Genomic DNA, 19461 nt, shown 5'->3' on the forward strand with positions numbered 1-19461 from the left:
ACAGGGATGAACACCGCGACTTCCGATACACCGCCTTTCGACGTTCCAGCCAGCCCTCCTCCACAACAGCCTACGCCCGAAGCCTTCGTTTTTTCCGGCCGCGGCAGTGAATATTTCCGCATATGGATAGTTAACCTTCTACTATCCATTATCACACTCGGCATTTACTCAGCCTGGGCCAAAGTGCGCCGCACCCGCTATTTCTATGACAACACCCGGGTCGCCGGCAGCAGTTTCGAATACCACGGCAACCCGATCGCAATCCTGAAAGGACGCATCATCGCAGTGGTCCTGATCGGCGGCTACCAGGTCGCCTTCAGGCTGAGCCCTAAACTTGGATTGCTGGCGCTGGCGCTGATGTTTGCGGTCATGCCATGGCTGATCTGGAGAAGCTACCAGTTCAAGCTGTTCAACTCCAGCTACCGCGGCATCCGCTTCGGCTTCAAAGGCAGCGCCGGCAAGTCTTACTTCATTTATCTGCTGCTGCCGCTGATCTCCATGCTCTCGATCGGCCTGCTCTCGCCTTTCGCCTACCAGCGCAATAAAAAATACCTGCACACGGAAAGCAAGTTCGGCGCGACGCATTTTTCCTTTCACGCCAGTGTAGGCTCTTTTTATCAGGTCTTTCTGATTTGTTTCGCCGTCGCCATGCTTGGCTACGCCGCCATCGGCATACTGTTCGGCGGCAGCCTCATGGCCGCCGCCACTGCCGGCAAGCACGCCGCCCCGGCTGCCTTTGCCGGTCCCATCTTCATGATGATATTTGCCATGTATGCGTGGACCTTCCTGATCATGCCGCTGGCCCTGACCATGGTCCAGAACCTGATCTGAAACAATACCAAGCTGGCGGACCATCAATTCCAGAGCAAGCTGAAATGGACCAGGGTCGCTTTCATCATGATCACCAACCTGATCGCCATCGTCTGCACACTCGGCTTGTTCACGCCCTTTGCGCAGATCCGCTCGCTCAAATACCGGCTGGAGTCGGTCAGCCTGCTGGCAGCCGGCTCGCTCGACCATTTCCTGGCCGATGCCGAACCGCAGGGCTCCGCCGCCGGCGAAGGTATGTCTGACCTGCTCGATTTCGACTTGTCGCTGTAAAGCCGCGCACAGATGCAGAATGCGCAAGCGCAGGCGGTACGGGCCTTCTACTTCGACGGCAAGACCTCGCGCCGCCATGCGGTCGAACTGACAGTCACCGCTGGCCTCGCCAGCATCTCCGGCGAGGCGCAGCGGCAAGCGCCGCTGGACGAGTTGCGCGTGTCGGAACGGGTCTCCAGCGCCACCCGCAAGGTCACCTTCGCCGACGGCGCTTATCTTGAAATCATCGATCTCGATGCCTTTGCCGCACTGCTGACGAGCACCGGCCATGCCGACTCGCTGGTAGTGCGCATGCAGCAGAGCTGGCGCACCGTGTGGCAAGCGCTGGCAGCGCTGGTCCTGATCCTGGTGCTGGGTTATCTGTATGTGTTGCCGGCGGCCTCAGGCTGGATTGCCAACGCCCTGCCGGAATCGGTCGAAAGGAGAATCGGCGGCAGTACGCTGGAGTTCCTGGACCAGCGCGTATTCACCGCTTCCACCCTGTCGCCAGCCCAGCAAGCCTCTATCGACAGCCGCTTCCGCGCGCTGGAACCGCCGCGCCAGGGGGCGCCGGCATTCCAGATCATTTTCCGCAAAAGCAAGATCGGTCCGAATGCCTTCGCCCTGCCGTCCGGCGACATCCTGGTGACCGACGAACTGGTCCGGCTGCTGGACGATGACGATGCCTTGATGGGCGTGCTGGCGCATGAACTCGGCCACCTGCATAACCGCCACCTGATGCGGCGGCTGATCCAGGTGTCCGCAATCGGCGCCACGGCGACGCTGCTGTTCGGCGATGTCTCGACGCTGATCGCGACCATTCCGCCGCTGCTGCTCGATCTCAAATATTCGCGCGATATCGAGCTGGAGGCGGACGACTATGCGATCGCCATGTTCAAGGCCAACGGCATCAGCCTCACCAAGCTGGCGCGTACCTTCGAAAAACTCGACAGCCAGCCCGCCGCATTCTCGCCTTACCTGTCGACCCATCCGCCCAGCAAGGAAAGGATTGCACGCATCCTCCAGGCGCAGGCCGGATAAGCCCCGGGCGGGGGCCATGCCAGATGCGTTACAATCTTGGAATTAGAAATTAGATTCAGCAATCAAGATAACAATGCGCCAATACCTCGATCTCATGCGCCATGTGCAACAACATGGCACTGTCAAAACCGACCGCACCGGCACCGGCACCCGCTCGGTATTCGGCTACCAGATGCGCTTCAACCTGCAAGACGGCTTCCCCTTGCTGACCACCAAGAAGCTGCATCTGCGCTCGATCATCCATGAGCTGATCTGGTTTCTCAACGGCTCGACCAACATCCAGTATCTAAAAGACAACGACGTCAAGATCTGGGACGAATGGGCCGACAGCGAAGGCAACCTGGGACCAATCTACGGCTATCAATGGCGCTCTTGGCCGACGCCATCCGGCGGACATATCGACCAGATCACGCAACTGGTCGAGCAGATCAAGAGCAATCCAGATTCGCGTCGGCTGATCGTCTCGGCCTGGAACGTCGCCGACATCCCGCAGATGAAGCTGCCGCCCTGCCATGCTTTCTTCCAGTTTTATGTCGCCGAAGGCAAGCTATCTTGCCAGTTGTACCAGCGCAGCGCCGATATTTTCCTGGGCGTGCCGTTCAACATCGCTTCCTATGCCCTGCTGACGCACATGATGGCGCAGCAGTGCGGGTTGGAAGTGGGTGATTTCATCTGGACCGGCGGCGATTGCCACCTCTATTCCAACCATGCGGAGCAGGTCGAATTGCAACTGTCGCGCACGCCTGGCCCGCTGCCCAAGCTGACCATCACGCGCCAGCCGGCGTCGATTTTCGACTACCGTTTTGAAGATTTTGAAATCAGCGATTATCATCCGCAGGCGCACATCAAGGCGCCGGTAGCTGTGTAGGGTGGGCACCTGTGCCCACGCGTTACTTCAAATCCCCCAATGAACGGTGGGCAACTGCCCACCCTACTTAAGCTATTTATCCGGTGCCGGCTTGCCCGCTGCCGCCGGCTGGCTGGCATGCACATCCTGCCAGCCGCCGCCCAGCGCCTTGTAGAGCGACACCGTCGCCTTGAGCCGCTTCAACTTGATCTGGCCTAGCTCGTTCTGTACTTCCGACAGCGAACGTTGCGTATCGAGCACCGTCATCAGATCCTCCGCGCCGACCCGGTAGCGGATTTCCGATAATTCGAAGGCGAAGCGCGCCTGTTCCATTTCCGTGACTTTCAGCTTGCGCTGTTCATCCAGGCTGCGGATCTGGCCAAGCGCGGTATCGACTTCCGACAGCGCAGAAATCACGGTCGACCGATAGATCTGCACCAGCTCCTGTTTCTGGGCGACGGCCAGGTCGCGCTGGCTGTTGAGGCGCCCAGCATCGAAGATCGGCGCCACCAGCCCGGCGCCCAGGTTGGCCAGCATGTTGGGGCCGTTGAACAGCGACAGCAAGGCATTGCTCTGGCCGCCGGCCGAGCCGGTCAGGCGGATGCTGGGGAACAGCGCCGCGCGCGCCACCGCCACGTTGGCGTTGGCGGAGGCCAGTTCGGCTTCCGCATGACGGATGTCCGGCCGGCGCGACAGCAACGCCGACGGCAAGCCGGGCGTTACCTGCGGCAGCAGGATCTTGGCCAGCCCGGGTTCATTCACGGTAAAGGTTTGCGGCGGCCGCCCCAGCAAGATCGCCAACGCGGTCTGCGCCTCGCGCTCTTGCTGTTTCAAATCGGGAATGACTGCTTGCTGGCCGGCCACCGCCGAGCGCTGCCGCGCCAGGTCCAGCGGCGAAGCCGAGCCGGCGCGGCTCTGCGCCGACACCAGTTTCAGCACGCGCTCGGCGTTATCGACGTTTTGCTGAGCGATCTCGATACGGTCGCGCAGCGACAGCACTTGCAAGTAGGTCGAGACAATGCCGCTGGTGACCGTCAGCGCCACGGTTTCGCGATCGTAGCGGTTCGCTTGCAAAGAAGCTTCCGCAGCCACCAGCCCGGCCCTGTTCTTGCCCCAGAAATCGACTTCGTAGCCGATCTCGACCAGGCCGCTGGTGGAGGTGACGGCGCTGCCGCTGGAAGCCAGCGGCAAGGCGCGGTTGATGCTGGTGGAAAAATCCGCATTCGGCAGCAGCGGTGCGCCGGCGATCCGGGCTTGCGCTTCAGCCTGGCGCACGCGCGATACAGCGGCAGCAATCTCCAGGTTGCTGGCCTGCCCCTGAGCCACCAGCTGGCTCAGCTCATCGCTGCCGAAACGCTGCCACCAGCCAGTATCCGGCCAGTCCTGCTCGCCAGTGTTGGCCGACAAATCCCAGCTCTGCGGAATCTCGACGCTAGGCGTGGCTTCGCGCATCTCGATCTGGCTGGCACAGGCTGATAACAGAAGCAGCAGTACGACGCTTGAACAGGCGCTGGCGACGCTGCGCGACCTTTGAAAAATAAGATGCATGCTAACCGCCATCAATGAGCCTTGGCCGCAGGTACGGACGCAGACGCGGAAGCGCTGGCAGCTACTGGCACTGCATTCTTAGCAGGCGGCGCCGCAGCGGATTCCACGACAACCTGCTCGCCTGGCTGTAATCCTGACAAGACTTGCGCCATCTGCTGGTTGCGGACGCCGATCTTGATCGCGCGCGAGCTCACTTGTTGAGCTTGCTGGGCTTGCTGACTAGCGTTAGCCACCTTCACCCGGTAGCTGCCATCGGCCTCCGGATTGCCCAGTAGCGCCACCGGCACCAGCACGGCGTCACGCGCCTGTGCCAGCACGAAGCGCACTTGCGTGCTCATGCCGCTCATCAGTTCTTCCTCTGGATTATCGACTTCAAACAAGACGTTATAGAAAGTCTGCTTTCCCTGCTCGCCCGAACCGTCGGCCGGCACCGGTATCACCTGCCGCAGCTTGCCGCTCCAGCGTTTGCCGGGATAGCCGGGCGTGGTGAAATAGGCCGTCATGCCTTTGCGCAGCAGCGGCACGTCGATCTCCGCTACCCGTGCCTGCACTGTCAGGCGGCTGAGGTCGGCGATCCGCACCAGCGGCGCGGCAGGCTGGCCGGCGCTGACCATCTGCCCGGTACGGGCGCCTACCGACACCACGGTGCCGCTGATCGGCGCCAGCACCTGGGTATGGCTGCGAGTGACGTCGTCGTCTTTCACGGTCGCCTCGATCTGGCGGATCTGGGCATTGATCGCCTCGACCTTGGCGGCCGCGGAATACATGCTCATGCGGCTGGATTCATAGGATTCTTCGCGCGTCGCGTTTTCCGCTTTCAGCTGCGTCTGCCGTTTGTATTGCAATTCGGCGAAATCCTGCTGGGCGCGCTGGTCCGCCAGCTCCGCCTGCAGCCGCGCCAGCTGGGCGCGATTGCTTTCGACCCGGGCCGACGGCAGGGTCGGCGTGATTTCGACCACCATCTTGCCGGCCTTGACGTCGTCGCCCACCATCACCAGCACATCCTTGATCTGGCCCGAGACCTGCGCCATCACATCGCTGTACTTGTGCAACTGCAGCTTGCCGCTGGCGAACACGGCTTGTTCGATGTCGCCGCGCCGCACCGCTTCCGTCTGCAAGCGCACCGGCGCCGGCTTGGGCGGTGGCGGCGGCCGCTGCAAGAGTCCCTTCCACAGCAGGAAGCCGGCGCCGATCGCAATCAGCGCCGCCAGCAAGGCGATCAGCCAGCGCCGACTGGAATGGCCGAAAGCAGTGGGCGCAGCGGACTTGTCGGTCGGTTCAGCGGTCATTGAGGCTAACTTAGGGTTGATCAGGTTCTAGGATAAATTCAGACAGTACCGGCTCAAGCCAGTTCCGCCTGCGCAGTGCCGGCAGCCGGGGCAGCTTCTTCATCGGGTTCCTCGCCCAGGAAGCCACCGCTCTGATGCGCCCACAAGCGCGCGTACAGGCCGCCTTGCGCCAGCAGGCTGCGATGATCGCCCTGTTCGACGATGCGGCCCTTGTCCAGCACAATCAAACGGTCCATCGCGGCAATGGTTGACAGGCGGTGGGCGATCGCTACCACGGTCTTGCCTTCCATCAGGCGGTACAAGCTAGCCTGGATCGCCGCTTCCACTTCCGAATCGAGCGCGCTGGTGGCTTCGTCCAGCAACAGGATAGGCGCATCCTTCAACATTACGCGCGCAATCGCGATACGCTGGCGCTGGCCGCCGGACAGCTTGACGCCACGTTCGCCGACGTGGGCGTCGTAACCGGTGCGGCCCTTCGGATCGGTCAGGGTCAGGATGAATTCGTGCGCTTCGGCCCGCTGCGCCGCCGCCAGCATGTCGGCATCAGTGGCGTCCGGGCGACCGTAGAGCAGATTGTCGCGTACCGAGCGATGCAGCAGGGAGGTATCCTGCGTCACCATGCCGACCTGCGCCCGCAGGCTGTCCTGGGTCACATGCGCAATGTCCTGGCCGTCGATCAGGATGCGGCCCTGCTCGACATCGTAGAAGCGCAGCAGCAGATTGACGATGGTCGATTTTCCGGCGCCGGAGCGGCCTACCAGGCCAATCTTTTCGCCGGGGCGGATGTGCAGCGACAACTGGTCGATCACCGGCCGCTGGCCGCCGTAGGCAAAGCCGACCTGCTCGAAATCGAGCCGGCCCTGGCTGACCTGCAGCGGCTTGGCGTCGGCCTGGTCCAGGACGGCGTGCGGCCGCGACAAGGTATTGATGCCATCCTGCACCGTGCCGACCTGCTCGAACAGCGAAGCGAATTCCCACATCACCCAGTGCGAGATGCCGTTCAGGCGCAAGGCCATCGCGGTCGCCGCGGCCACCGCGCCGATGCCGACCTGGCCCTGGGTCCACAGCCATAGCGCCGCCCCGGCCGTGCTCAGGATCAGCAGCATGCTCAGGGTGTGGTTGACGATTTCAAAGCTGGTCACCAGGCGCATCTGGCCATGCACCGTCTGCAGGAATTCCTGCATCGCCGAGCGTGCATAACCGGCTTCGCGGCCGGCGTGCGAAAACAGCTTGACCGTGGCGATATTGGTGTACGCATCGGTGATGCGGCCAGTCATCAGCGAACGCGCATCGGCCTGGGTCTTGGCGACCTTGCTCAGGCGCGGCACGAAATAGCGCAGCGCCAGCGTATACAAGGCGAGCCAGCTCAGGAACGGCACCAGCATCCAGCCGCTGAAGCTGCCCACCACCGCCACCATAGTGAAGAAGTAAATCACCACGAACACCAGGATGTCGCACAGGATCATGCAGACGTCGCGTACCGCCAGTGAAGTCTGCATCACTTTGGTGGCGACCCGGCCGGCGAATTCATCTTGATAAAAATGCATGCTTTGGTTCAGCATCAGGCGATGGAATTTCCAGCGCAGCAGCATCGGGAAATTGCCTGCCAGCGCCTGCTGCTTGAACATGCTTTGCAGGGCGACCACGATAGGACTGGCCAGCAATACGGCTGCCAGCAACAGCAGGTTGCTGCTTTCGTGCGTCCACAGCGTGGACGGTTCGGCATGGCCGAGCCAGTCGACGATGCGGCCCATCATGGCAAACAGCAAAGCCTCGAAGGCGCCGGTGACAGCCGTCAGCAGGGTCATGGCGATGATATAAGGGCGCAAGCCTTTGGTGCAGGCCCAGACAAACGCAAAAAATCCGCGCGGCGGCGGCGTCATGACGGTATCAGGATAAGGGTGCAGTAGTCTTTCGAACCAGGCAAACATGGGGAAACTCCAAAACAGGCCGGCAGGCCGGCCCCAACCCGACAGTATATTGCAAATTGATCAGTTGTTTCGAAATGCCCCGGCCGCGGATGATCGCCACGACGGGGGAAAACCGGGGCACCGGCGGCCAGGTCAGGCTAACGCATCACCCTTCATATACCGTGCGTGTCTTGAACGGCAGATACTGGAACAGCCAGGTTTCCGACAGCGGCTGGTTCTTGAAGCGCAGGAACAGGCGCAGATCGACCGGCTCCGCGCCGTCGGCGGTCAAGTCGAACTGCGCACGCCAATGGCCGGGCACCCCGTTAGGGACAGCTTCGGTGAAGACATAAGAAAATTTGCCGCGCGAAGTGGTCAGGACTGCCTCCGGCAACTCGCCAAACGCCAGTTTTTCCAGCGGTGCGCCCTTGAACTCCACCATGAATTTACGGACATTCTGCGGACGCGGCTGACCCGGTATGCCGCCGTTGCCGAGACGGGTGGCGACGCAGCGGGCCAGCGTCGTCGGAAACGGTTCATCCTGCTGCCAATGCAGGCGGTAACGCAGGCGGTAACTGCTGCCGGCGACAGCCTTGGCGCGCGGCACCCACATGGCGACAACGTTATCGTGGATCTCGTCGTCGGTCGGGATTTCGACCAGTTGCACCGCGCCCTCGCCCCAGCCACCCAGAGGCTCCACCCAGAGACTCGGGCGGCGCTCATAATGCACGCCATCCTGATAATGATCGAACACACGGTCGCGCTGCAACAGGCCGAAGCCGCGCGGGTTGTTGTCGCCGAAAGCCGAGGCGGTGGTTTTCGCCGGGTTGTTCAGCGGCCGCCAGATATGCTCGCCGCTGCCGTTCCAGATCGCCAGGCCATCGGAATCGTGCACTTCCGGCCGCCAGTCCGCGCCGGTGCCTTTTACCGTCTCGGAAAACCAGAACATCGAGGTTGCCGGTGCAATGCCCAGGCGTTCGACGTCGCGCCGTAAAAACAAGGCGGTCTCGACTTCCATGGTTACGCCGGAAGTTACGCCAGCTCTGCGCTGCATGACGAATTTGTAGGCGCCGCAAATGCTGGGGCCATCCAGCAGCGCATAAATCACGACGGTATCGCTGCCGTCTTCCGGCGCCGTGAAATAGAAATGGGTAAAGTTCGGGAATTCTTCCGATTTTCCGGCCTGCGCGACATCGATGGCGATGCCGCGCGCCGACAAACCGTATTGATACAGGTCGCCGATGGCGCGGAAATACGAAGCGCCCAGAAAGGCGACCCAGTCGTTTTTATGCCAATCGAGCTTGGCCTGATCGTCCTTCCGGCTTTCCTGAAAACGGAAACCGGCGAAGCCGCTGCCGCGCGGCAGCTGGCGCGCTGGGCTGTCCGACGGCATATCGAAATAACTCTCGTCGTAGACGATCTCGCGCGCCTTGGCGTCGGCGCCGCTGCCGTCGACCAGCAGCATGTGCACCGGCGCCTGGAAATAGCGGCCCAGATGAAAGAAGGTCAAGGGAAACTGTCCCGCGCCATCCGCGAACAGCGCATAGTCATTCTTGAACTTGATCTTGCCGTGCGCTTCGTAATCGATTTTTTCCAGAATCTCGCGCGGCGCGGTTTGCTGCACTTTATAAGGTGCAGCGGCTTGCGTGCGCGCCTGCTCAATCAAGGTCTCGAAAGAAAAGGCCGACGCGGCGCCGAACTTCACGCGGTTGGCGGCAATGGCTTCGAGCGGAATGCCGAGGGCGGCAAACATTGCGGAGGCGGCGGCGGATTGCAGAAATGTGCGGCGATTTGTCATCGATGGGGTCCCCATAATGTGAGAAGAACGCTAAGGCGGAGAGATGCGGCAAGAGTTCTTGCCTGCATCCCGCCGTGCGGCTTCATGAGAAAAATATGCATCCCGGTGCGGCGTATTGCAAACCAGCGCAGCGGGCTTACGCTCGTTGTGAGCGCCAGCGCCGGTTAACCTGCTCGGAATTCCAGATTTCGAAATGCAGGCGGGACAAGGTCAAAGGATCATCCAGCAGCGCATTTTTCTGGCGCGGCGTCAGGCCGTCGGGGCCGCCTTTCAAGGCGCTGTCGAGCAGCGCTGCGCGCGCCGCCTGGGTCGCCGCCGGCACTGCCGGTCGCGCTGTCACCGCCGCGCACAACAAGGCATTCATGACCGGATCCACCACCGCGTCGCTGAAATTCGCCAGCTTCTTGCCGTTGTCGTTATACACCGTGGTCGCCGCCAGCTCGGGCGGCAAATCGACTTCCTCCGGAATCACGAACAGACGCGCATGGCGGAAACTGCGGCCGAGCGTCACGCGGCTGGAAAATACCGACAAGGGAATCGACAGCACCAGCGAACCGACGATAGGCAGCAGCCACCACAGGAAGCCCGGTTCCAGCCAGTAGACGCCACCGCCCCACAGCAAACCCAGCAAAGTATGGCCGCCATGCCGGCGGCAGGCTTCGCCCCAGCTGGTTTCGGCATCTTCGCGCGGCGGCGATTTCCAGCTGATGGTCCAGCCCAGAAAGGCGCCGACCACGAAGCGCGTATGGAACAGCATGCGCACCGGCGCCAGCAGCATCGAAAACAGCAGCTCCATGATCATACTCAGGGTCAGTCGGAAGGCGCCGCCGAATTCGCGCGCACCCTTGGCCCAGATCAGCACCACGCTCAGCACTTTCGGCAGGAACAGTAAGGTGGCGGTGGCGCTGAACAAAGCCAGCGCCCGCTCCGGATGCCATTCCGGCCACACCGGAAACAACTGGCCCGGTGTCACGAAATATTCCGGCGCCACCAGCGTATGCACGGCCAGCAATACCGTCGACAACAGCAGCGACAAAAACCACAGCGGCGCCGACAGATAGGCCATGACACCGGTCACGAACACCGCGCGGTGCACGGCATGCATGCCGCGCGCCAGGAACAGGCGGAAATTCATCAGGTTGCCCTGGCACCAGCGGCGGTCGCGCTTGAGTTCGTCCAGCAGGTTGGGCGGCATTTCCTCGTAGCTGCCGGCCAGGTCGTAGGCGATCCAGACACCCCAGCCGGCGCGCCGCATCAGCGCTGCTTCAACAAAATCGTGCGAGAGAATCTCGCCGGCCAGCGCGCCCTCGCCCGGCAGCGGCGCCAGCGCGCAATGCTCCATGAACGGCTGCAGGCGAATGATGGCGTTGTGTCCCCAGTAATGCGACTCCCCCAGCTGCCAGTAATGCAGGCCGGCGGTGAACAAGGGACCGTAGACGCGCGTCGAGAACTGCTGGATGCGCGCATACAAGGTATCGCGGCCGGCGGCGCGCGGCGCGGTCTGGACGATGCCGGCGGTCGGATTGGCTTCCATCAGGCGCACCAATGTGGCCAGGCAGGTACCGCTCATGACGCTGTCGGCGTCGAGCACGATCATGTAGCTGTAGTTGGCGCCCCAGCGCCGGCAGAAATCGTCGATATTGCCGCTCTTGCGCTTGACCCGACGGCGCCGGTGGCGGTAGAAAATGCGGCCGAAGCCGCCCACCGTCTTGCACAGGCTGGCCCAGGCATCCAGCTCGGCGCTGCAGATATCGCTATCGCCGCTGTCGCTCAGCACGAAGAAGTCGAAACGGTCCAGCTCGCCGCTGGCCGCCACCGACTCGTAGGTGGCGCGCAGCCCGGCAAAGACCCGGGTCACGTCTTCATTACAGATCGGCATCACGATAGCGGTGCGGGCGCTGGCCGGGATCGGCCCCGGCGCCGCTTCTTCGCGTGAAATCACATAGCGGTCGCTGCCACGCATCAGCACCAGGAAGCCGGCCATGGCGGTCCAGAAACCGGCCGAGACCCAGCAGAACAGCAGTGCGAACAAGCCGAGCGTGACCAGCTCCAGCGGCTTGTCGCCGTGGTAGGGCAGCACGGCGCTCATGAAATAAGTGGCCATCGCGGTCTGCGCCAGCATCAGCATCAGCAGCACAATGCGGCGCAGATTGCCGCGCGACTTGCTCTCGTGCTGGTCTTGGCTGTCGGCTTCGGCGGCCGGCATGGGCTCCGGCTGCGGCAGCGCGGTCGAACGCGCAGCCTTTTTGTAGCGGCGCTGCTTGGCGCGCGGCCGGCGGTCGAATTTACTGTTGGCGGTTTCTATCCAGCGCACCAGCGGATTCAAGGTGCCCCAAGGATGGGCGACAATCGGCGTGCGCTGCAGCGGCGGCGCAATCGCAATGCGCGAGAGGCCGCTGGCGTCGGTGCCGATCTCGGGCACCGGCTGTGCCGAAGCTGGTTCGGCAAACGCCAGCTGCAGGCGGGCGGCGACCGAACCATAGGCCGGATTGGCATGGGCCAGTGCCGACAGCTCGCCATCAGCGCTGCCAGCCGCCAACGCCTGATGCACAGCGGCCATGGAACTGTCGCCGCCCGCCTGCAGCTGCGCAGACAAAGCAGCACGCCGCTCTGCCGACAGCGGCAAGCGATCGAGATAACGCTCACTGGTTTCAGGCATCATGACGGGCGAATTCTGCAGCTCTGCTGCACTCGGCGGTGACATCGGCGTGCGATTTAGTTGGGCGGTAATATGTAGCTCCAGGTCTCGGATAAAGTGGTGCTGCCGCCGCGCAGGAAGCCGCGCAGCTCGACAGGTTTGTTGTCCTCGTTGCGGCGCACCCGCACCGTCATGCGCCAGCCGCCGGTAACATCATTGCGCTCCACCTTGGCCTCCAGCACCTTGCCGTTGTCGTCGGCGCTGACCACGCCTTCCGGCTGCACCTTGTCCGACAGCTTCTTGAACACCGGGCCTTCAAAGTCGACCACCAGGCCGATGACGTTGTCATCGGTCTTCTTCAACACGCCGAGTCCGCGCCGGGTCTGCGTGACCCATGACAGGGGCGGCCGCTTTTCCGCATCCTTCTGCCATGACAAAGTGTATTCCAGATTGAATGGCTGGCCCACCTTGGGCTGCGTTTCCGGTACCCAGAAGGCAACGATGTTGTCATTGGTTTCATCCGGCGTCGGAATCTGCACCAGTTCTACCCTGCCGTTGCCCCAATTGCCCTTGGGCTGGACCCAGGCGCTGGGCTGGTTTTCATAATGGGCGTTGAGGTCCTGGTAGCTGGCAAAGCTGCGGTCGCGCTGCATCAGGCCGAAACCGGCCGGATTGCTCAAGGAATAAGAGGTCACCAGCAAGCGCTTGGGATTGACCAGCGGCCGCCAGATCCACTCGCCGGTGCCGGAAGCCACCGACAAGCCGTCGGAGTCGTGTACTTCAGGCCGATAGTCGTCGATCGGCGAGCGCTGGTTGTCGCCATGCAGGAACATGCTGGTGAGCGGCGCCAGGCCGAGCTTGCTGACATTCTCACGGAGGTACAGCTGGGCCTTGACGTCGACCGTGCTATCGACGCCCGGCTTCAGCACAAAGCGATAGGCGCCGGTCACGCGGCGCGAGTTGAGCAGCGCGTAGATGGTCAGGTCCTTGTCGCTGGCCTTGGGCCGCTCGATCCAGAATTCGGTGAAACGCGGAAACTCTTCGCCGGAGCTAAGTCCGGTGTCTATCGCCAGGCCCCGGGCTGACAAGCCATAGGTCTGGTCCTTGCCTAGCCCGCGGAAATAGCTGGCGCCAAGGAAAGATAAGACCTCGTCCTTGTATTTCGGCGTATTCAAAGGGAAATGCACGCGGAAGCCGGCGAAGCCCAGTCCGCGCATCTTGCGCGGGTCAACCTTGAGGGCGCCGAAATCGAAATCGTTGGGGTCAAAGCGGATTTCGCGCACGCTCTGGCCATTGATTTCGTTGATCTTTACCGGCTGGTCAAAGGCATAGCCCTGATGGAAAAATGCCAGTTCGAACGGCAATTTCTGGCTGCGCCAGGTGGATTTCTCCGGGCGGAAGCGGATCTCCTTGTACTGTCCGTAATCGAGATTGGCGATTTCCTTGGGCAGGCTGCCTTCCGGCTTGCTATAAGAGCTGGCTGCCAGCTCCTTTGCCTGCTTGGCAACGTTATCGAAGTCAAAGGCAAACGCGCTGCCGACGGTGGCGGACAACAACAGCGCCGCGGACAATGGCAGGACGGCGATGCGCGCCCGCGCTAGAGCGGAAATACGCGATTGCGTCCGCTGAGACAAATTCAAATACATTGGATTCCCATCTGACACTGCTTTGATTGACCTGCCCGACCAAGCCTTGTGGGCAGCGTCGAGAGCAAGCGGTAGTCTATCAGTGTTCTATAATTTTTTATATCCATCCGGCAATGAGCAAGCTGTGGCGCCTCAGTCCAGGCACCAGCAGCGACAAAGACTTGCAAAATTGATTGGCAGAAATTGCCAAATTGGCAGCAGAATGGCGCCTGGCACTAAGCCGATGCACGCCAAATCCACAAAATACCCTGGCCTAGGTTAACAGGCCCTGGCTTTTAAGAGCAAGCATCGGCGACAAAGTTCCATCCGTAACTTATAGTAAGATCACGCTTTTAATATAAATCCGCTCACCGCGGGCTCATGCAACAGCGCCCATGACCTCACGCCTCACGATTATTGTCGCCATCGACGCCAACAACGGCATCGGCATCCGCAACACCTTGCCCTGGCGCCTGCCGGAGGATCTGGCGCACTTTAAACGCACCACCTCGGGCCACGCCATCATCATGGGCCGCAAGACTTTCGAGTCGATCGGGCGGCCGCTACCGAACCGGCGCAATATCGTCATCACCCGCAATCCTGCATGGCGCCACGAGGGCATCGAAAGCGCGCCGTCGCTGGCCGCTGCCGCTGCGCTGGCCGGCGATGCCGAAGCCTTCATCATCGGCGGCGCCGAGATCTACGCCGCGGCGCAAGACCTGGCGCAGCGCCTGATCGTCACCGAGATCCGTCACAGCTTCGACTGCGACGCTTTCTACCCTGCCCGCGATCCGTCGCAATGGCAGGAAATCTCGCGCGAAAACCACCACTCCGACGCCAACGGTTTCGACTACGCTTTCGTGGTCTACCAGCGCCGCCCGGCCAGCGTCAGCGAGGCCAGCAGCTGACCCGATCCGATGACGGAATGACATCTGTTGTTTTCTGCAGGAATTCCCTCATCTTTATCCCCAATTTCGTGCATATCTGCGAAAATTCGACTTTCTTTTTCAGCACGGCCGCGAGTGCGGCAATTATCCATACGCGTGCTGAAAACGATAGGCTGCTTTGCCCTACCCAGGCAACACCCGCGACCGCCCTGGCGCAGCGGGACAATGTTTTTTAACCGCCGTCGCACGGCCCTGTCCGCAGCCTTGTTATCAACCACCGTCTCTTGGAGACCTCGATGAAATTCCGCTTCCCCATCGTCATCATTGACGAAGACTTCCGTTCCGAAAACACCTCCGGCCTCGGCATCCGCGCACTCGCCGACGCCATGGAGACCGAAGGCATGGAGGTATTGGGTGTGACCAGTTACGGCGACCTGTCGCAGTTCGCCCAGCAGCAATCGCGGGCCTCCGCCTTTATCCTGTCGATCGACGACGAAGAATTCGGCGCCGGTTCGTTTGAGGAAACCGACCACGCGCTGAAATCGCTGCGCGCCTTCGTCGAAGAAATCCGCCACAAGAACGCCGACATCCCGATCTACCTGTACGGCGAAACCCGTACCTCGCGCCATATCCCCAACGATATCCTGCGCGAACTGCACGGCTTCATCCACATGTTCGAAGACACGCCGGAATTCGTGGCGCGTCACATCATCCGTGAAGCCAAATCTTACCTGGACGGCCTCTCGCCGCCCTTCTTCCGCGCGCTGGTGCACTACGCCCAGGACGGCTCCTACTCGTGGCACTGCCCGGGACACTCGGGCGGCGTGGCCTTCCTGAAGTCGCCTATCGGCCAGATGTTCCACCAGTTCTTCGGTGAAAACATGCTGCGCGCCGACGTCTGCAACGCCGTCGAAGAACTCGGCCAGCTGCTCGACCATACTGGCCCGGTCGCCGCTTCCGAGCGCAACGCCGCGCGCATCTTCAATGCCGACCATTGCTACTTCGTCACCAACGGCACCAGCACCAGCAACAAGATGGTGTGGCACTCGACCGTGGCGCCGGGCGACATCGTGGTGGTCGACCGCAACTGCCACAAATCGATCCTGCACTCGATCATCATGACCGGCGCCATTCCGGTATTCCTGATGCCGACCCGTAACCACCTCGGCATCATCGGCCCGATCCCGCTGGAAGAATTCACGCTGGAAAGCATCCGCAAGAAGATCGAAGCCAATCCGTTTGCACGCGAAGCGGTCAACAAGAAGCCACGCATCCTGACCATCACGCAATCGACCTACGATGGCGTGATCTACAACGTCGAGACCCTGAAGAACATGCTGGACGGCGAGATCGACACCCTGCACTTCGACGAAGCCTGGCTGCCGCATGCGACTTTCCACGATTTCTACAAAGACATGCACGCGATCGGCAAGGACCGCCCGCGCGCCAAGAAGTCGATGATCTTCTCGACCCAGTCGACCCACAAGCTGCTGGCCGGCCTGTCGCAGGCCTCGCAGATCCTGGTGCGCGAATCGGAAAGCGTGCAGCTGGACCAGGATGCCTTCAACGAAGCCTACCTGATGCACACCTCGACTTCGCCGCAGTATTCCATCATCGCTTCCTGCGACGTCGCCGCAGCGATGATGGAAGCGCCGGGCGGCACCGCCCTGGTGGAAGAAAGCATTTTGGAAGCGCTGGATTTCCGCCGCGCCATGAAGAAGATCGACGAGGAATGGGGCAAGGACTGGTGGTTCCAGGTGTGGGGCCCGAACAGCTTCTCGGAAGACGGCATCGGCAGCCGCGAAGACTGGGTCATCCGCGCCGAGGACGACTGGCACGGCTTTGGCAACCTGGCGCCGAACTTCAACATGCTCGATCCGATCAAGGCTACCATCGTCACCCCCGGCCTGTCGCTGGAAGGCAAGTTCGGCGAGAGCGGCATCCCGGCCTCGATCGTCACCAAGTACCTGGCCGAGCACGGCGTCATCGTCGAGAAGTGCGGCCTGTACTCGTTCTTCATCATGTTCACCATCGGCATCACCAAGGGCCGCTGGAACACCCTGCTGACCGCTTTGCAGCAGTTCAAGGACGACTACGACAAGAACCAGCCGATCTGGCGCATCCTGCCCGAGTTCGCCGCCGCCAACCACGGCAAGAACGCGCGTTACGAACGGCTTGGCCTGCGCGACCTGTGCCAGCAGATCCACGAAACCTACAAGTCCTACGACGTGGCGCGCCTGACGACAGAGATGTATTTGTCCGACATGCAGCCGGCCATGAAGCCATCCGATGCGTTCGCCAAGATGGCGCACCGGGAAATCGACCGCGTCCCTATCGACCAGCTCGAAGGCCGCGTCACCTCGATCCTGCTAACACCTTACCCGCCAGGCATTCCACTGCTGATTCCAGGCGAACGCTTCAACAAGACCATCGTAGACTATCTCAAGTTCGCGCGCGATTTCAACGAGAAATTCCCAGGCTTTGAAACCGACGTGCATGGCCTGGTGAAACGGGAAGTGAATGGCAAGCGGGATTACTTCGTGGATTGCGTGCGACAGTAAATTCCACAGCCAGCATGGCTAATAAAAAACCGGGAGGCTCGATCAAGCCTCCCGGTTTTTTTTATGCCTCAGTTTTGAGGCTTTGACTTTACAACGGCGCGAACCGCCGTGTGCCGTTTTCCAGCAAGCCGTTGAACAGCTCGGCCGGCCGCACCCACAAGCCCGGGGTATGCGGCCACAGGTGTTCATAGACCACCATGGCTTCTTCAGTTTCCGAATGCCTTGCCAGGCCAATGTAGCGGTACAAGCCACCCTTGTAATGGCGGTGGGTGGCAATCTTCTTTGCGTCGTCTTCAGTCACTTGATTCTCCAACATGTGATGCATATCCAAACAACTCCGTAGGGTGGGCAAGACTCTTGCCCACCCTACTCGTCTCGTTAGGTGACCTCGTATGGCTGTATTTCAGACGGCTGGCCGTCTGCTTCAAATCTGACTGCCACCGCCAGCGTCGTGACGCCGATGGTGCGCAGCGCGTCATAGGTATCGTCGACTTCGATCTGCAGGTCGGCGCCGGCAGCCAGCGGCTTTTCCGAGGAGGCCAGCAAGGTACCGTCCTTGCCGTACAAATTCACCCGCAAGACCATGTCGCCGCGCACATCGGCCGGACCGACCACGGCATTGGCGTCGAAAGACGCAACGCCATGCTGGTCGAGGCCGTGGTTGAGTTCGGACATCATCTGCAGCGTGAAGTACTCGGCAATGCCGCGTTCCTTACCGCCATGGAACAGGTCCTGGTAGAGGAAATGCAAGTCGATTTCGCTGCCATCGGTGACCAGGCAGCGCTTCAACAAAGGCGCGACCTGTTCGGTCCAGCCATGGAAACGCTCTTCCCGCGCAGTGAAATAAGCATCGGCGCCGGCTTCATCTTCCGGCACCGTATAAAACGCGTCGTCGGTCGCCTTGAGCGAAAAGCCCAGCAGGAAACGCAGCTCGACCGCATCGTCGTCAGCGCCGAACTGATTGTCCGGCCAGCCGCTGATGCTGCGCTCGATAGCGGTGGTGGCCGCCAGCTTCTTGTCAGCCATGGCGCCGAAAGCGTCGCGGTTCATTTCAAACAGATGGCTGTAGCGGATGCTGTCGATTTCGTCGAGATGATAGGCGTGGCTGACCAGCACCACGGTCGCATCTGGTCCTTCCAGCTGCGCCTGCTTGAAGCTGGCGGACAGCGCATCGAAGGCTTCCTGGTCCTGAAAGCATTGCTCGCGCTTGAGGCCGCCGCGGGCGTGCGCGAAGAACGGTACCACAAAGGCATTCAGCTCCAGCACCTTGCCCTCATCGCGGCGCACCAGCAAAATCTCGGACGCTTCTTCAACCTGCTCTTTCAGGAAACGCCAGGCGTCGAGATCGGCGTACTTGGTGCGCTCGATCGCGTCGTACAGGATGTCGTCCTTCTTCTGCTGCAGGTTTTTCTTGATGCTCTTGTGGAAATCGATGCCGGCCTGCTGCAAGGCGGCGCCGGCGGCGACGCCTTCGGCTTCCTCGCCATCCTGCTCGGCCAGGTCGATCGCCAGGTCGCACAGATGCTGGGTGACGGCTTCGTCTTTGTCTTCGGGGGAAACGCTGGATTTCCGTGGCACAGGCCGCTTGTTCTTCGGCATCTCAGGCCTTCGGCAAAGTGACGCCGTGCTGGCCCTGGTACTTGCCGCCACGGTCCTTGTAGGAAGTCTCGCAGATTTCATCGCTTTCAAAGAACAAGACCTGGGCGCAGCCTTCGCCGGCGTAAATCTTGGCTGGCAGCGGCGTGGTGTTGGAAAACTCCAGCGTCACGTAACCTTCCCACTCAGGCTCGAACGGGGTGACGTTGACGATGATGCCGCAACGCGCGTAGGTCGACTTGCCGAGGCAGATGGTCAGCACGCTACGCGGGATGCGGAAGTATTCCATGGTGCGCGCCAGCGCGAAGGAATTCGGCGGGATGATGCAGACGTCGCCGCTGAAATCGACGAACGATTTCTCATCGAAGTTCTTGGGATCGACGATGGTCGAATTGATGTTCGTGAAGATCTTGAATTCGTTGGCGCAGCGGATATCGTAGCCGTAAGACGAGGTGCCGTAAGACACGATCTTCTGGCCGTTGGCCTCGCGCACCTGGCCGGGCTCGAAAGGCTCGATCATGCCGGTTTCCTGCGCCATGCGGCGTATCCATTTGTCGGATTTAATCGTCATTGTTTTCTATCAATTAGTGGGGTTAGGTATATATTTTGCGCAATTTTACGCCAAATAGCCTTTAAACCGG

The 19461-nt window shown here is 61.2% G+C and carries 13 protein-coding genes and 1 pseudogene; 5 read left to right on the forward strand and 9 right to left on the reverse strand.

Annotation, left to right across the window (positions count from 1 at the left end):
• Nucleotides 1-6: 6 nt before the first annotated feature.
• From CPter91_RS16340 to CPter91_RS16350, 3 genes and pseudogenes are all read left to right on the forward strand, one after another.
• A pseudogene (locus CPter91_RS16340) lies at nucleotides 7-1101 on the forward strand (YjgN family protein).
• Between the two features lie 12 nt (nucleotides 1102-1113).
• Nucleotides 1114-2121, forward strand: coding sequence for a M48 family metallopeptidase (locus CPter91_RS16345; RefSeq protein ID WP_061942041.1), 1008 nt, complete (start codon nucleotides 1114-1116; stop codon nucleotides 2119-2121).
• A 73-nt stretch (nucleotides 2122-2194) separates the two neighbouring features.
• Entirely contained in the window at nucleotides 2195-2989 is a 795-nt protein-coding gene (locus CPter91_RS16350; RefSeq protein WP_061942043.1) for a thymidylate synthase, read from the forward strand.
• 72 nt (nucleotides 2990-3061) lie between these two features.
• Here the strand turns inward: CPter91_RS16350 and CPter91_RS16355 are convergent, their stop codons facing one another.
• The 6 genes from CPter91_RS16355 to CPter91_RS16380 form a co-directional block, all read right to left on the reverse strand.
• On the reverse strand, nucleotides 3062-4516 hold the full coding sequence (locus tag CPter91_RS16355; protein ID WP_061942045.1) for an efflux transporter outer membrane subunit: 1455 nt from the start codon (nucleotides 4514-4516) through the stop codon (nucleotides 3062-3064).
• 11 nt (nucleotides 4517-4527) lie between these two features.
• Nucleotides 4528-5805, reverse strand: a complete 1278-nt coding sequence (locus CPter91_RS16360; RefSeq protein WP_061942048.1) for an efflux RND transporter periplasmic adaptor subunit — start codon at nucleotides 5803-5805, stop codon at nucleotides 4528-4530.
• A 53-nt stretch (nucleotides 5806-5858) separates the two neighbouring features.
• On the reverse strand, nucleotides 5859-7736 hold the full coding sequence (locus tag CPter91_RS16365; protein ID WP_061942050.1) for an ABC transporter ATP-binding protein: 1878 nt from the start codon (nucleotides 7734-7736) through the stop codon (nucleotides 5859-5861).
• Between the two features lie 145 nt (nucleotides 7737-7881).
• Nucleotides 7882-9513: an OpgD/OpgG family glucan biosynthesis protein gene (locus CPter91_RS16370; RefSeq protein ID WP_061942052.1), complete on the reverse strand. Its 1632-nt coding sequence runs from the start codon at nucleotides 9511-9513 to the stop codon at nucleotides 7882-7884.
• Between the two features lie 136 nt (nucleotides 9514-9649).
• On the reverse strand, nucleotides 9650-12175 hold the full coding sequence (gene mdoH / locus CPter91_RS16375; protein WP_099047305.1) for a glucans biosynthesis glucosyltransferase MdoH: 2526 nt from the start codon (nucleotides 12173-12175) through the stop codon (nucleotides 9650-9652).
• 53 nt (nucleotides 12176-12228) lie between these two features.
• Nucleotides 12229-13797, reverse strand: a complete 1569-nt coding sequence (locus CPter91_RS16380) for a glucan biosynthesis protein G (protein ID WP_061942055.1) — start codon at nucleotides 13795-13797, stop codon at nucleotides 12229-12231.
• A 374-nt stretch (nucleotides 13798-14171) separates the two neighbouring features.
• Between CPter91_RS16380 and CPter91_RS16385 the strand changes: the two genes are divergently transcribed.
• Complete coding sequence (locus CPter91_RS16385; RefSeq protein ID WP_061942057.1) at nucleotides 14172-14684, forward strand: dihydrofolate reductase; 513 nt, start codon at nucleotides 14172-14174, stop codon at nucleotides 14682-14684.
• 275 nt (nucleotides 14685-14959) lie between these two features.
• Nucleotides 14960-17224, forward strand: a complete 2265-nt coding sequence (locus CPter91_RS16390; protein ID WP_061942059.1) for an arginine/lysine/ornithine decarboxylase — start codon at nucleotides 14960-14962, stop codon at nucleotides 17222-17224.
• 88 nt (nucleotides 17225-17312) lie between these two features.
• Here CPter91_RS16390 and CPter91_RS16395 read toward each other — a convergent pair whose 3' ends face one another.
• The 3 genes from CPter91_RS16395 to dcd all read right to left on the reverse strand — a co-directional run bounded on the left by CPter91_RS16395 (nucleotide 17313) and on the right by dcd (nucleotide 19391).
• Nucleotides 17313-17525, reverse strand: a complete 213-nt coding sequence (locus CPter91_RS16395; protein ID WP_061946329.1) for a DUF1653 domain-containing protein — start codon at nucleotides 17523-17525, stop codon at nucleotides 17313-17315.
• A gap of 77 nt (nucleotides 17526-17602) precedes the next feature.
• On the reverse strand, nucleotides 17603-18802 hold the full coding sequence (locus CPter91_RS16400; protein WP_335340102.1) for a DUF2863 family protein: 1200 nt from the start codon (nucleotides 18800-18802) through the stop codon (nucleotides 17603-17605).
• Between the two features lie 22 nt (nucleotides 18803-18824).
• On the reverse strand, nucleotides 18825-19391 hold the full coding sequence (dcd, locus tag CPter91_RS16405; RefSeq protein WP_038490827.1) for a dCTP deaminase: 567 nt from the start codon (nucleotides 19389-19391) through the stop codon (nucleotides 18825-18827).
• Nucleotides 19392-19461 lie beyond the last annotated feature (70 nt).

This window comes from Collimonas pratensis (genome assembly GCF_001584185.1).
GTDB lineage: Bacteria > Pseudomonadota > Gammaproteobacteria > Burkholderiales > Burkholderiaceae_D > Collimonas > Collimonas pratensis.

Bases quoted from the DNA above. Each gene is read 5' to 3' on its own strand.
- CPter91_RS16345 (WP_061942041.1), top strand. From the start codon at position 1,114: ATGCAGAATGCGCAAGCGCAGGCGGTACGGGCCTTCTACTTCGACGGC.
- CPter91_RS16350 (WP_061942043.1), top strand. From the start codon at position 2,195: ATGCGCCAATACCTCGATCTCATGCGCCATGTGCAACAACATGGCACT.
- CPter91_RS16355 (WP_061942045.1), bottom strand. From the start codon at position 4,516: ATGCATCTTATTTTTCAAAGGTCGCGCAGCGTCGCCAGCGCCTGTTCA.
- CPter91_RS16360 (WP_061942048.1), bottom strand. From the start codon at position 5,805: ATGACCGCTGAACCGACCGACAAGTCCGCTGCGCCCACTGCTTTCGGC.
- CPter91_RS16365 (WP_061942050.1), bottom strand. From the start codon at position 7,736: ATGTTTGCCTGGTTCGAAAGACTACTGCACCCTTATCCTGATACCGTC.
- CPter91_RS16370 (WP_061942052.1), bottom strand. From the start codon at position 9,513: ATGACAAATCGCCGCACATTTCTGCAATCCGCCGCCGCCTCCGCAATG.
- mdoH (WP_099047305.1), bottom strand. From the start codon at position 12,175: ATGATGCCTGAAACCAGTGAGCGTTATCTCGATCGCTTGCCGCTGTCG.
- CPter91_RS16380 (WP_061942055.1), bottom strand. From the start codon at position 13,797: ATGTATTTGAATTTGTCTCAGCGGACGCAATCGCGTATTTCCGCTCTA.
- CPter91_RS16385 (WP_061942057.1), top strand. From the start codon at position 14,172: ATGACCTCACGCCTCACGATTATTGTCGCCATCGACGCCAACAACGGC.
- CPter91_RS16390 (WP_061942059.1), top strand. From the start codon at position 14,960: ATGAAATTCCGCTTCCCCATCGTCATCATTGACGAAGACTTCCGTTCC.
- dcd (WP_038490827.1), bottom strand. From the start codon at position 19,391: ATGACGATTAAATCCGACAAATGGATACGCCGCATGGCGCAGGAAACC.